Source organism: Allorhizobium sp. GW101-3B10 (assembly GCF_059424725.1).
On record NZ_JBWKZR010000001.1, the window covers coordinates 1,495,682 to 1,508,874 of the forward strand.

Here is a 13,193-nt window from a genome sequence, read left to right on the forward strand (position 1 = left end):
TAGGCAATGGCTGGGTTTGAAATTGGCTGGTTCCTGACCATCATCGTCGGCGGCTTTGCCGGCTGGATGGCGGGCAAGTTCCTGGACATGCGCTACGGCATCATCATGAACATCATCATCGGCATTGTCGGCGCGGTGGTGGCCGCGGCGATCTTCCGGCGCTTCGGCATCATGGTCCAGGGCGACTGGCTCGGCTTCCTGCTGACCAGCTTCGTCGGCGCCAGCCTTCTGCTATACGCGGTCAAGCTCATTCGCCGCTGATGCGGCGGATCTCGCTCGAAAGGGGAAGGGGCAGGGCATGTTTGTGAGGATCGCCAGACGAGGCGCTTTGTCCGTCATGTCCGCACCGCATGCGCCTGCGGACAACTGCCCGAGCCACGACGGCTCGCTCGACACGCTGGTTTTCACCCACAGCCATCAATGCTAAGAGCGCCCGGCAGAAGCGGCGCGGAGTAACGACACGTGGTTACCATTCTCGACAAGATCAATGATCCGCAGGCCCGCGTCCGGCATCCGGAAAAGGCCCATCGCCCGGATACAGAGGTGATGCGCAAGCCGGAATGGATCCGCGTCAAGGCGCCGACCTCCAAGGGTTATGCCGAGACGCGGTCGATCGTGAAGGACAACAAGCTCGTCACGGTGTGCGAGGAGGCGGGCTGCCCGAACATCGGTGAGTGCTGGGACAAGAAGCACGCCACCTTCATGATCATGGGCGAGATCTGCACGCGCGCCTGCGCCTTCTGCAATGTCGCGACGGGCAAGCCGAATGCGCTGGACATGGCCGAACCGGAAAACGTCGCCAAGGCGGTGAAGCAGATGGGCCTTTCCCACGTGGTCATCACCTCGGTCGACCGCGACGATCTGGACGACGGCGGCGCCGAACATTTCGAGAAGGTGATCTTCGCCATCCGCGCGGCGTCGCCGGAAACGACGATCGAGATCCTGACGCCCGACTTCCTGAAGAAGCCCGGTGCTCTCGAACGAGTCGCCGCCGCCAAGCCCGACGTCTTCAACCACAATCTCGAGACCGTGCCGGGCAACTACCTGACGGTGCGTCCAGGCGCACGCTACTTCCACTCGATCCGGCTTCTGCAGCGGGTCAAGGAACTCGACCCGACCATGTTCACCAAGTCCGGCATCATGGTCGGCCTTGGCGAGGAGCGCAACGAAGTGCTGCAACTGATGGACGACCTGCGCGTCGCCGATGTCGACTTCCTGACGATCGGCCAGTACCTGCAGCCGACCCGCAAGCACCACAAGGTGATGAGCTTCGTCACGCCGGACGAATTCAAGTCCTACGAGACGGTCGCCTATGCCAAGGGCTTCCTGATGGTGTCGGCCAGCCCGCTGACGCGCTCGTCGCATCATGCCGGCGACGATTTTGCACGGTTGAAGGCCAATCGCGAGAAACTCTGGGCCACACGATAGTCGATAGGCCGGCCGAACGACGCTGGATCGGTCTGCCTGACACTCGTTCGTCGGACTGCCAGTGTTGGTGCGTCTGGACCGATGGTCGGGATTGTCGGCTGTTGTCGTCAGCGCGGCTCGAAACGGTCACGGATGTGTCGCCAAGGCCTGTTACAGCGTCCGAAAACTCCGGTGCGGCACAAGTCTGGTGATATCTTGAATGGCATCCCGTGAAATAGACAGGGCCGAGGCGGTGCGGCTTCTGCCGGGTGCCGCGCGCATCCTGGTGATCGGCTGTTCGGGCAGCGGCAAGAGCACGCTGGCGCGGGCGCTCGCCGAGCGCTTCGGGTTGCACTACGTCTCGATGGACCGGGACGTGTTCTGGTTGCCGGGCTGGCAGGCGCGGCCGCGCGAGGATGCCAACCGGCGGATCGCAGAATTCGTCGCCTTGCCGCGCTGGGTGATGGACGGGACGAGCCCGCGCACGCTGCCGGAGCGCCTGGCGCGCGCCGACCTGGTGATCTGGCTGCGTCCGCCGCGCCACGTGTCACTCTACGGCATCGTCACGCGCTGGTTCCGCTATGCCGGGCGCACCCGCCCGGAAATGGCGGAGGGCTGCCCGGAGCGGATTTCGCCAGAATTTCTCCGCTATGTCTGGCATTTCGAACGCGACTCGGCGCCGCGGATTGTCGAGAGGCTGGCGGCATATGAAGGAGAAATTCCGCTTCTGGTGTTGAAATCGCGTGGCGAAAGCCGCGCGCTACTTGCCAATCTCGACGGGCGACATTAGCTCTCGCGCATGCCGCAATTCGAAACCCGCCGCCCCGTCAAGCATTCTCCCGAACGGATGTACGCTCTCGTCGCCGATGTGGAACGCTATCCGGAGTTCCTGCCGCTGTGCGAGGCACTGACCATCCGTTCGCGGCGCGAGCGCGACGGCAAGGAGTTGCTGGTCGCCGACATGACGGTCGGCTACAAGGCGATCCGCGAGACATTCACCACCCAGGTGCTGCTGAACCCGGCGGAACTCGCCATCGACGTCAAGTATATCGAGGGGCCGTTCCGCTATCTCGACAATCGCTGGCGCTTCGAGATGGCGCGCGACGGCGGTTGCTCGGTGCATTTCTTCATCGACTACGAGTTCAAGAACCGCATTCTCGGCGCGCTGATGGGCTCGATGTTCGACCGCGCGTTCCGCATGTTCGCCGAAGCCTTCGAGACCCGGGCCGACAAGATCTACACCGACTGACTGCGACCAGCGGATCAGGGCTTGGCCCAGTGGCCGGTGACGGCGATCATCGCCATCAGTTTCAGCGTATTGCCGAAATAGTCCTCCTCGGCCACCGGCTTCTTCTCCATCGCGGCCCACAGGGCGTCGAGCCAGTCCTGGTTGTCGGCATCGATCATGGCGGATACCGCGAGCATGGAGACGAAGGCCATCTGGTCGTGGCCGGCGTCGGGCACCGGTTTGCCGTTCAGCCGATAGGTGTCGGCGAAGCGCTCCGGTTTTCCCTTGGTCGCCTCTCTTGCCCAGGCGTTCAGCGGGCGGAGCGCCTTCAGCGCCCGCTCGTCGCCGGTCAGCAGGAAGTCCAGGCCGACCCGCCAGGGATAACGCGCGGCGTTCCAGGAATAGGCGCCGTCATGGTCGCCTTCGAGAAAGCCGGCCGGTGCGGGTTTCGGCTTGTCCGGCAGGCCGACGATGAAATCGGGCATGAGGCCGGTGCGGGGGGAGTACTTCTGGCCGACAGTGGCGATGACGCCATAGATCGCGTCGCGCAGGTCGAGCCAGCGCCGGTCGCCCGTGCGTTCGGCAAAGGCGGCGAAGTGCGACTGCATGAAGTCGGATGAGCGGGTCGTCGCGGCATAGGTCGCGTCGTCGCCGGACTTCGCCCAGTCGCCGATCAACAGGATATTGCCCGGCTGATTGACTTCATGGGCGAGGATGGCGGTGAGCACGCGCCGCGCCTCGGCGCCATAGTCGAACGTGCCGCCGTTGCCCCAGCGGCGCTCGGCCAGCAGCAGTGCATAGGCGATGTCGAGATCGCCGTCGGTCGCGCTGTTGGAGCCCCCGACGTCCTCGCCGGCATCCGTGCAGTCCGCCACCTGGTTCCAGGCCATGAGGCCCGGATCGGAGCGGGCCGGATGGTCGTGGAAGAAGCGCAGCATGCCGTCGAACAGCCGATGGGCGTCGGCGTCGACATCCGCCATCATCACTGTTGCGAGCATGCCGTAGCCATGGGCCTCGGAGACCGTGATGGTCGCCTTGGCCGAGCCGCCATAGGTTGGCTTGCCGTCGCCGTCGGTGCGCACCAGCACGCGGCCTTCGCCGCAGCCTTCGCGCAGATAGATCGACTTCCACTGGCTGTAGAATTCCGCGAGTGCTCGATTGAGCGTCGCCTGGTCGGCTGACGGCGCAATGGACCCCGGGGTATAGGGCGAGGATGCGGCCGGCGCAGCCGACGCCATCAGGCAGAGCGCCAGGGCGACCTTCAGCACGGTCCGGGCAGTCTCCGCGATCCAGCGCATCCCGGCCATCTCAGCCCGCCGCTTCGAGCAACATCTCAAGCGCGGTGCGAACCGTCGCGAGGCGAATCTCCGAGCGGCCAAGGTCGCCGTAGCGCATTTCGCGGTGGAGGAGGGGCCCGAGGCGCGATCCGGCCGACAGATGGACCAGCCCGACGGGCTTTTCCTCCGTGCCGCCGCCCGGACCGGCAATGCCGGTGACCGCCACGGTCACATCGCAACCCGAGCGGGTCAGGGCGCCCTCGACCATCTCCTTGGCCGTTTGTCGCGACACGGCTCCGCAGCGCTCCAGCGTCTCGGGGTTGACGCCGAGCAGGTCGATCTTGGCCTGGTTGGAATAGGTGACGAAGCCGCGATCGACGACGGTGGACGAGCCGGCAATTTCCGTGAGCGCGCCGACGATCAGGCCGCCGGTGCAGGATTCGGCCGTGGCAAGCGTCAGCCTGCGCGCACCGAAAACGGCAATGATCCGGGCCGCCATGGCTTCGATGTCGGCCGGATAGAGGCTCATGGGACGTCTCCTGCAAAGACGACGGTTGCGGTGGCGATCGCGGCGATGCCCTCGCGGCGGCCGACGAAGCCGATGGTCTCGTTGGTCGTCGCCTTGACCGAGCAGCGATCGAGCGAAATGGCCAGCACCTCGGCCAGCTTCTCGCGCATGGCCTGGCGGTGCGGGCCGATCTTCGGCGCCTCGGCGATCAGCGAGATGTCGGCGTTCATAATGGTGCCGCCGGCCTTACGGACGATCGCAGCGGCATGTTCGAGGAAGATGCGCGACGGCGCTCCCTTCCACTGCGGATCGGAGGGTGGAAAATGGTCGCCGATGTCGCCGGCGCCGCAGGTGGCGAGCAGCGCATCGGTCAGCGCATGCAGGGCGACATCCGCATCGGAATGGCCCTTCAGCGCCTGATCGTGCGGGATGAAGATGCCGCACAGTGTCACCCCGTCGCCCGGCACGAGCTGGTGCACGTCATAGCCGTTTCCGGTGCGCACGTCCGGGAGGCTCTGGCGGGTGAGCTTGGCATCGGCCATGGCGATATCTCTCTGCAGCGTCAGTTTCACATTGTCGGGCGAGCCTTCGACCAGGCGGACCGGCAGGCCCGCCCATTCGGCGATCGAGGCATCGTCGGTAAAATCGTCCAACCCGGAGGTCGCGGCGGCCTCGTGGGCCGCAAGGATCTCGCGAAAGGAGAAGGTCTGCGGCGTCTGGGCGCCGAACAGACCCGCGCGCGGCACGGTCTCGACGACCAGCCCCGCCGCATCGCCGCGCTTCAGCGTATCGGTCACCGGCATGGCGGGCAGAAGGCAGGTCTCGCCGGCTTCGATGCCCGCGGCGATCCGTTCGAGCAGGTCCGCGTCGAAAAAGGGGCGCACGGCGTCGTGGATCATCACATGGGTGATGCCGGAGCCCGACAGCGCCCTCAGGCCCGCCAGCACCGACTGCTGGCGCGTCCTGCCGCCGAAAAATACATCGATCGCCGCGCCGCCGGACAAGCCGTTCCGCGCATCCTCGAAAAGTCCGGTATCGTCGGGATGAATGACCGCGACGATCCTTGCGGTCTTCGGCCAGGCAATAAATCGCTCCAGTGTATGGACGATCACCGGCTTTCCGCCGATTCGCCTGTATTGTTTGGGCCCCTCCACAGATGAGCCGGCACGCTCGCCGCGTCCCGCGGCGACGATGATGATGCCGATGGCTGTATTCGTGCATTGCTGCATTGCAGTGTCCGGCCTTGACATGGAAAACTCGTGGGTGTGGTCTACCGGCTGCCCGATCGATTTTCCAGCATCCGTTCGAATTTAGTTGCAGGCCCGAGGAAAGCCCTTGGCAAGGCGGTATTTAATGGCTAAAAATCGTGCATATACCTCGAATGCCTGAAAGATAATCAATTGAGTTCAAGCGCACTGCAGTCACCGTTCGAGATCGGTCCGATCGCGATCCGCAATCGCGTGATCCTGGCTCCGATGTCCGGTGTGAGCGATTTGCCGTTCCGGCAGCTCGCCTGGCGTTTTGGCGCCGGTCTGGTCGTGACCGAGATGGTTGCCAGCAAGGAACTGGTGCACAACGCGGCCGAATCCTGGTCGCGTCTCAAAGGCGCGGGACTGACGCCGCACATGGTCCAGCTTGCCGGCCGGGAGGCCCACTGGATGGCGGAGGCCGCGCGGATCGCCGAGGCCAACGGCGCCGACATCATCGACATCAACATGGGGTGCCCGGCAAAGAAGGTGATCGGCGGTTATTCGGGTTCCGCGCTGATGCGTGATCCCGATCACGCCCTGTCGCTGGTCGAGGCGACGGTTCGGGCCGTCAAGGTTCCCGTGACGCTAAAGATGCGCCTCGGCTGGGACGAGAACTCGTTGAACGCGCCGGAGATCGCCGCCCGTGCCCAGGCGGCCGGCGTGCAGATGATCATCGTGCATGGCCGCACGCGCATGCAGTTCTACGAGGGGCGGGCCGACTGGGATGCGATCGCCGCCGTGCGCGACGTGATCTCCGTGCCGCTCGTCGCCAATGGCGATGTCGAGACCCGCGAGGATGCCGAGGAGATCCGCCGCCGTTCGGGCGCCGATGCGGTGATGGTCGGCCGCGCCTGCCAGGGACGGCCGTGGCATGCCGGCTGGGTCGCCGGCCATGCGGGACCGGATCGCTGCGAGATCCCCGAGTTGGCCGCCGGGCATTATGAAGCGATGCTCGAGCACTATGGCGCCGATGTCGGGGTCAGACACGCGCGAAAACATGTCGGCTGGTATCTGGAGCGCTTTGCGCCGGATGTTCCGGCCGCGCAAAAGGCGGAAATCATGACATCCCGGGATCCGGCCTTCGTTTCGAAGGCTCTGGCACGATGCCTGGCGGATTCCGCACTGGACACGGATCGCCGGCGGGAGGCTGCATGACCGAGGAAAACCTGAGCAACGGCTTGGCCATGGCGGTGCTGAACGCCATTCAGCATCCGGTCGTCATGGTCGATTCCGACGGACACATCGCCTTTGCCAACTGGGAGGCCGAGGCCTTCTTCGGCGCGAGTGCCAGCCATCTGCGGCGCTACCGCATCTCGACCTTCATTCCCTTCGGCAGTCCGCTTTTGGCGCTGATCGAGCAGGTGCGCGAGCGCCGCGCCCCGGTGAACGAATACCGCGTCGACCTCAGCTCGCCGCGGCTTGGCCAGGAGAAGCTGGTCGACCTCTATGTCGCCCCCGTGCTCAGCCAGCCCGGCAGCGTCGTCGTGGTGCTGCAGGAACGCTCGATGGCCGACAAGATCGACCGGCAGTTGACCCACCGCACCGCGGCCCGCTCTGTGACCGGCCTTGCCTCCATGCTGGCGCATGAGATCAAGAACCCGCTCTCGGGCATCCGGGGTGCTGCCCAGCTTCTCGAGACCTCGGTGCCGGACGAGGACCGACCGCTTACCCGGCTGATCTGCGACGAGACCGACCGCATCGTCTCGCTGGTCGACCGCATGGAAGTGTTTTCCGACGAGCGTCCGGTCGATCGGATCGCGCTCAACATCCATTCGGTGCTCGATCATGTGAAGGCGATCGCCAAGGCCGGCTTCGCCCGGCATATCAAGATCACCGAGAACTATGACCCCTCGCTGCCGGCGGTGTACGCCAACCGCGACCAGCTGGTGCAGGTGTTCCTCAACCTCATCAAGAATGCGGCCGAGGCGATCGGGGAGCGCCCGGACGGCGAAATCCAGCTGACCACCGCCTATCGGCCGGGCATCCGGCTATCGGTGGCGGGCACGCGCGAGAAGATCTCGCTGCCGCTCGAATTTTGCGTGCACGACAACGGTCCGGGCGTCCCGTCCGACCTGCTGCCGCACCTGTTCGATCCGTTCATCACCACCAAGACCAACGGCTCCGGCCTGGGGCTGGCGCTGGTGGCCAAGATCATCGACGGCCATGGCGGCATCGTCGAATGCGAAAGCCAGGCCAACCGAACCACGTTCCGCGTGCTGATGCCCGTCTCCAAGGACATCGCGCTCGACGACTCCTTTCCGGCGAACTCCACAGGAAGCACCCGATGACTGCCACGATTCTTGTCGCGGACGACGACGCCGCCATCCGCACGGTCCTCAACCAGGCACTCACGCGGGCCGGCTACGATGTCCGCATCACCTCCAACGCGGCGACGCTGTGGCGGTGGATTTCGGCCGGCGAGGGCGACCTTGTGGTGACCGACGTCGTCATGCCGGATGAGAACGCCTTCGATCTGCTGCCGCGCATCAAGAAGGCACGACCAGACCTGCCTGTCCTGGTGATGAGTGCGCAGAACACCTTCATGACGGCGATCAAGGCGTCGGAGAAGGGCGCCTACGACTACCTGCCGAAGCCGTTCGACCTGACCGAGCTGATCGCCATCATCGGGCGCGCGCTCGCCGAGCCGAAGAAGAAGCCGGCACGGCTCGACGACGATACGCAGGACGGCATGCCGCTGGTCGGCCGCTCCGCCGCCATGCAGGAAATCTACCGCGTGCTGGCGCGCCTGATGCAGACCGACCTGACGCTGATGATCACCGGTGAGTCGGGCACCGGCAAGGAACTGGTGGCCCGCGCGCTGCACGACTACGGCAAGCGTCGCAACGGCCCGTTCGTCGCCATCAACATGGCGGCGATCCCGCGCGACCTGATCGAATCCGAGCTGTTCGGCCACGAGAAGGGCGCCTTCACCGGCGCGCAGAACCGCTCCACCGGCCGCTTCGAACAGGCCGAGGGCGGCACCCTGTTCCTCGACGAGATCGGCGACATGCCGATGGATGCCCAGACGCGGCTGCTGCGCGTGCTGCAGCAGGGGGAATATACGACCGTCGGCGGCCGCACACCGATCCGCACCGACGTGCGCATCGTGGCGGCAACCAACAAGGATCTCAAGCAGTCGATCAACCAGGGCCTGTTCCGCGAGGACCTGTATTATCGCCTGAATGTCGTGCCGCTCCGGCTGCCGCCGCTGCGCGACCGGGCCGAGGACATTCCCGACCTGGTGCGCCATTTCATCCAGCAGGGCGAAAAGGAAGGCCTCGATCCGAAGCGTTTCGACCAGGAAGCGCTGGAAGTGCTGAAGTCCTATTCCTGGCCGGGCAATGTGCGCGAGCTGGAAAACGTCGTGCGTCGTCTGATGGCGCTCTATCCGCAGGACGTCATTTCGCGCGAGATCGTCGACCAGGAACTGCGCTCCGACATTTCCGACAGCCCGATCGCCAAGGCCGGCGTTCCGTCCGGTCCGATGACGATCGCCCAGTCGGTCGAGGAGAACATGCGGACCTATTTCGCCGGCTTCGGCGACGCGCTTCCGCCGTCCGGTCTCTATGAACGGGTGCTGACGGAAGTGGAGTATCCGCTGATTCTCGCAGCGCTGACGGCGACCCGCGGCAACCAGATCAAGGCCGCCGATCTGCTCGGGCTCAACCGCAATACGCTTCGCAAGAAAATCCGCGAGTTGGGCGTCTCGGTCTACCGCAGTTCCCGGTCGGCTTGACAAGCCGGCGAAGCCCGTTGCATTTTCGCCACAATGCGTTGCTCAAAGGACACGAGGTCGTGACTCCCACGACCGTCGTCGTCTGCGCTAAATCGGGGAAAAGCTGGTCATGCGCAGAGCGCGGGAGTTCTTGTTAATGATCAGGCGAATGACCGAATCCGTGGCGGAAAGCGATCCCGCCTTGGCGCAGGATCGCCGGGCATCGTTTGCTCTGCCGGGCCTGGCGCTTGCCGGTGGTGCGCTGGCCTGCGCGGTATTCACGCTTCCCGTGCTGCTTGGCCTGACGTCGATCGAACCGACCTCGAACGTGCTGATCGCCTCGGCCATCATCAATTCGCTGTTCATCGTCGGGCTGATGTTCCTGATCGGCCGCGAGGTCACGCGTCTGGTGCGCGCGCGGACCAAGGGCCGGGCGGCGGCCCGGCTACACGTGCGAATCGTCGTGCTGTTCTCGATCGTCGCGATCACGCCGGCGATCCTTGTGGCGATCTTCGCCAGTATCACGCTCAATGTCGGTCTCGACCGGTGGTTCTCGATCCGCACCCAGTCGATCGTCTCCTCGTCGATGAACATCGCCCAGGCCTACATGATGGAGAATGCCAGCTATCTCCAGGGCCAGACCGTGTCGATGGCGAACGACCTGGAGCGCAATCGGGCCCTCTATTATCTCGACCGGAACGGCTTCGTGCAATTGCTGACCCGCCAGGCCAAGGGGCGCGGCCTGCTCGGCGCCTTCCTCGTGCGCCAGGACGGCTCGGCCATCACCCAGGCGGAAATCTCGACCGACAAGCCCTTGCCGGCCATTCCGAAGGATGCGCTCGAAAGTGCGGCGGCCGGCCAGCCGACCCTCATCCCGCCGGGGGTCACCAATCTCGTCGGCGCCATCATCAAACTCGAGTCGATCTCCGGGACCTTCCTCTACACGATCCGCGCGGTCGATCCGAAGGTCATGTCCGCCATGCGGCTGATGGAGGAGAACACCGCCGAGTACAAGGCAATGGAAGCCGGCCGGACGACGCTGCAGATCGCCTTTGCGGTGCTCTATCTCGGTTTCGCGCTGATCGTCCTGCTCGCCGCCATCTGGACCGCGATCGCCGTCGCCGACCGGATCGTGCGGCCGATCCGCCTGCTGATCGGGGCGGCCGACAGCATCGCTTCGGGCAACTGGAACGTCATCGTGCCGGTGCGCGTCGCCGACGGCGACGTCGGCAGCCTGTCGCGGACCTTCAACAAGATGATCTCGCAGATCCGCACCCAGCGCGACGAAATCCTCGAGGCCAAGGACGAGGTCGACGATCGCCGCCGCTTCATCGAGGCCGTGCTGTCGGGCGTCACGGCAGCGGTGATCGGCGTCGAGGACGACGGCGTCATCACGATCGTCAACCCTTCGGCCGAGTACTTCCTGGCCCTGCCGACGGAAGAGCTGATCGGCAAGAAGCTGAACCTGGTCGCGCCGGAAGTCGACCGGGTGCTCGCCGAGGCCGCCGTGCGTCACCGCGGCGAATATCGCGAGCAGATCAACCTGATCCGCGGCGGCAAGGAACGTACCCTCAACGTGCAGGTGACGCGCGAGGAAACGCGCGGCTCGGCCGATTCCTACGTCATCACGCTCGACGACATCACCGATCTGGTGATCGCCCAGCGGTCGACAGCCTGGGCCGACGTCGCGCGGCGCATCGCCCACGAGATCAAGAACCCGCTGACGCCGATCCAGCTTTCCGCCGAGCGGCTGAAGCGCCGCTACGGCAAGCAGATTGCCGAGGACGACCGGGCGGTCTTCGACCAGTGCACGGACACGATCGTGCGCCAGGTGGAGGACATCGGCCGCATGGTCGACGAATTCTCCGCCTTCGCCCGTATGCCCAAGCCCGCCAAGCAGCGTTCCGACCTGCGCCACATCCTGCGCGATGCGGTGTTCCTGCGCGAGATGGGCAACCACGAGATTACATTCACGCGCGAATTCGGCGATGAACCGCTCGAAGGCAGCTTCGACGCGCGCATGCTCGGCCAGGCGGTCGGCAATCTGATCAAGAATGCGGTCGAGTCGATCGAGGCGGTGCCGCGCGAGGAACTGGGCGAGGGCGGCAAGGTGCTGGTTCGCTCCGCATTCGATCACGAGCAGGATCGCTTCGTGGTCGATGTGATCGACAATGGCCGGGGCCTGCCGATGGAGAACCGGCACCGCATTCTCGAACCGTACATGACGATGCGCGACAAGGGCACCGGCCTCGGTCTCGCCATCGTAAAGAAGATCATCGAAGAACATGGCGGCCAGCTGGAGCTGCACGATGCACCCGCGGAATTCGACCGGGGAAGGGGAGCGATGATCCGCATCGTCCTGCCGCGGATCGAGACGCCGGCCGCCATGGACGCCGAAAGCAACAGGGAAATGGTCCATGGCCTCTGACATTCTGGTAGTCGACGACGAGGAGGATATCCGCGAGATCGTCTCGGGCATTCTGAGCGACGAGGGACACGAGACACGCACCGCCCATGACGCGGACAGTGCGCTCGCGGCGATTTCCGACCGCGCGCCGCGCCTTGTCTTCCTCGACATCTGGATGCAGGGCAGCCGGCTCGACGGCCTGTCGCTGCTCGACGAAATCAAGAGCCGGCATCCGGACCTGCCGGTGGTGATGATCTCCGGCCACGGCAATGTCGAGACGGCGGTGTCGGCCATCAAGCGCGGCGCCTTCGACTTCATCGAAAAGCCGTTCAAGGCCGATCGCCTGATCCTGATTGCCGAGCGGGCGCTGGAAAACTCGAAGCTCAAACGCGAAGTCACGGAACTGAAGAAGCGCACGGGCGATGCTTCGGAGCTGATCGGCACGTCGGTCGCGGTATCCCAGCTTCGCCAGACCATCGAGAAGATCGCGCCGACCAACAGCCGCATCATGATCTTCGGGCCGTCCGGTTCCGGCAAGGAACTGGTCGCCCGCATGATCCACAAGCGGTCGGCCCGGGCGGGCGGGCCGTTCGTGGCGCTCAATGCCGCGACGATCACGCCGGAGCGCATGGAGATCGCGCTGTTCGGCACCGAGGGCGCGCCCGGCCAGCCGCGCCGCATCGGCGCGCTGGAAGAGGCGCATCGCGGCATTCTCTATCTCGACGAGATCGGCGAAATGCCGCGCGAGACGCAGAACAAGATCCTGCGCGTGCTGGTCGAACAGCAGTTCGAGCGCGTCGGCGGCTCCAAGCGGGTCAAGGTCGACGTGCGCATCATCTCGTCCTCCGCCTACAATCTCGAAAGCCTGATCGCTGAAGGCCGGTTCCGCGAGGACCTGTTCCACCGTCTCGCCGTGGTGCCGGTCAAGGTTCCGGCGCTGGCCGAGCGACGCGAGGACATACCCTTCCTGGTCGACATGTTCATGCGCCAGATTTCCGAGCAGGCCGGCATTCGCGCCCGCAAGATCGGCGAGGACGCGATGGCGGTGCTGCAGGCCAATGACTGGCCGGGCAATATCCGGCAGCTGCGCAACAATATCGAGCGGCTGATGATCCTGGCGCAGAGCGACAATGCCGAGACGCACATCACCGCCGAAATGCTGCCGCAGGACCTGTCCGACATGCTGCCGAAGATTTCGGCGCGCAACGACACCCACATCATGACCCTGCCGCTGCGCGAGGCGCGCGAAATGTTCGAGCGCGACTATCTCATCGCGCAGATCAACCGCTTCGGCGGCAACATTTCCCGCACGGCGGAATTTGTCGGCATGGAACGCTCCGCGCTCCATCGCAAACTCAAATCGCTTGGCGTATAACGGCCCGCGGGGTGCTGGCCGAGCGG

Annotated in this window: 12 protein-coding genes; 9 read left to right on the top strand and 3 right to left on the bottom strand. The window is 65.0% G+C overall.

Annotated elements, in window-relative coordinates; all coding sequences use genetic code 11:
* The first annotated feature begins 6 nt into the window (after positions 1-6).
* From AC07Y0_RS07125 to AC07Y0_RS07140, 4 genes are all read left to right on the top strand, one after another.
* Entirely contained in the window at positions 7-261 is a 255-nt protein-coding gene (locus tag AC07Y0_RS07125; protein ID WP_498675869.1) for a GlsB/YeaQ/YmgE family stress response membrane protein, read from the top strand.
* Positions 262-462: 201 nt separating this feature from the next.
* Positions 463-1,428 carry a lipoyl synthase gene (gene lipA, locus AC07Y0_RS07130; RefSeq protein WP_498675872.1) on the top strand — a complete coding sequence of 322 codons (966 nt, stop codon included), beginning with the start codon at positions 463-465 and terminating at the stop codon, positions 1,426-1,428.
* Positions 1,429-1,627: 199 nt separating this feature from the next.
* Positions 1,628-2,197 carry an AAA family ATPase gene (locus tag AC07Y0_RS07135; RefSeq protein WP_498675875.1) on the top strand — a complete coding sequence of 190 codons (570 nt, stop codon included), beginning with the start codon at positions 1,628-1,630 and terminating at the stop codon, positions 2,195-2,197.
* A gap of 9 nt (positions 2,198-2,206) precedes the next feature.
* Positions 2,207-2,656, top strand: coding sequence for a type II toxin-antitoxin system RatA family toxin (locus tag AC07Y0_RS07140; RefSeq protein WP_454286812.1), 450 nt, complete (start codon positions 2,207-2,209; stop codon positions 2,654-2,656).
* 14 nt (positions 2,657-2,670) lie between these two features.
* Here the strand turns inward: AC07Y0_RS07140 and AC07Y0_RS07145 are convergent, their stop codons facing one another.
* The 3 genes from AC07Y0_RS07145 to AC07Y0_RS07155 are packed head-to-tail and all read right to left on the bottom strand — an operon-like array spanning position 2,671 to position 5,649.
* Positions 2,671-3,933, bottom strand: coding sequence for a family 8 glycosyl hydrolase (locus AC07Y0_RS07145; protein ID WP_498675877.1), 1,263 nt, complete (start codon positions 3,931-3,933; stop codon positions 2,671-2,673).
* 10 nt (positions 3,934-3,943) lie between these two features.
* A complete protein-coding gene (locus AC07Y0_RS07150) occupies positions 3,944-4,441 on the bottom strand; it encodes a CinA family protein (RefSeq protein ID WP_498675879.1) in 498 nt (165 codons plus the stop codon).
* Positions 4,438-5,649: a bifunctional 2-C-methyl-D-erythritol 4-phosphate cytidylyltransferase/2-C-methyl-D-erythritol 2,4-cyclodiphosphate synthase gene (locus AC07Y0_RS07155; protein WP_498675881.1), complete on the bottom strand. Its 1,212-nt coding sequence runs from the start codon at positions 5,647-5,649 to the stop codon at positions 4,438-4,440. The genes AC07Y0_RS07150 and AC07Y0_RS07155 overlap by 4 nt, the downstream gene beginning before the upstream one ends.
* Positions 5,650-5,820: 171 nt before the next feature.
* Between AC07Y0_RS07155 and dusB the strand changes: the two genes are divergently transcribed.
* From dusB to ntrX, 5 genes are all read left to right on the top strand, one after another.
* Positions 5,821-6,825: a tRNA dihydrouridine synthase DusB gene (gene dusB, locus AC07Y0_RS07160; protein ID WP_498675882.1), complete on the top strand. Its 1,005-nt coding sequence runs from the start codon at positions 5,821-5,823 to the stop codon at positions 6,823-6,825.
* On the top strand, positions 6,822-7,958 hold the full coding sequence (locus AC07Y0_RS07165; RefSeq protein ID WP_498675884.1) for a two-component system sensor histidine kinase NtrB: 1,137 nt from the start codon (positions 6,822-6,824) through the stop codon (positions 7,956-7,958). Before dusB ends, AC07Y0_RS07165 begins: the two co-directional genes overlap by 4 nt.
* The gene (gene ntrC, locus AC07Y0_RS07170; protein WP_498675886.1) at positions 7,955-9,406 is read left to right on the top strand and encodes a nitrogen regulation protein NR(I); all 1,452 of its coding nucleotides are present in this window, start codon (positions 7,955-7,957) and stop codon (positions 9,404-9,406) included. The genes AC07Y0_RS07165 and ntrC overlap by 4 nt, the downstream gene beginning before the upstream one ends.
* 148 nt (positions 9,407-9,554) lie before the next feature.
* Positions 9,555-11,813: a sensor histidine kinase NtrY-like gene (locus AC07Y0_RS07175; protein WP_498675888.1), complete on the top strand. Its 2,259-nt coding sequence runs from the start codon at positions 9,555-9,557 to the stop codon at positions 11,811-11,813.
* On the top strand, positions 11,803-13,167 hold the full coding sequence (gene ntrX, locus AC07Y0_RS07180; RefSeq protein WP_498675891.1) for a nitrogen assimilation response regulator NtrX: 1,365 nt from the start codon (positions 11,803-11,805) through the stop codon (positions 13,165-13,167). The genes AC07Y0_RS07175 and ntrX overlap by 11 nt, the downstream gene beginning before the upstream one ends.
* Positions 13,168-13,193: the final 26 nt, after the last annotated feature.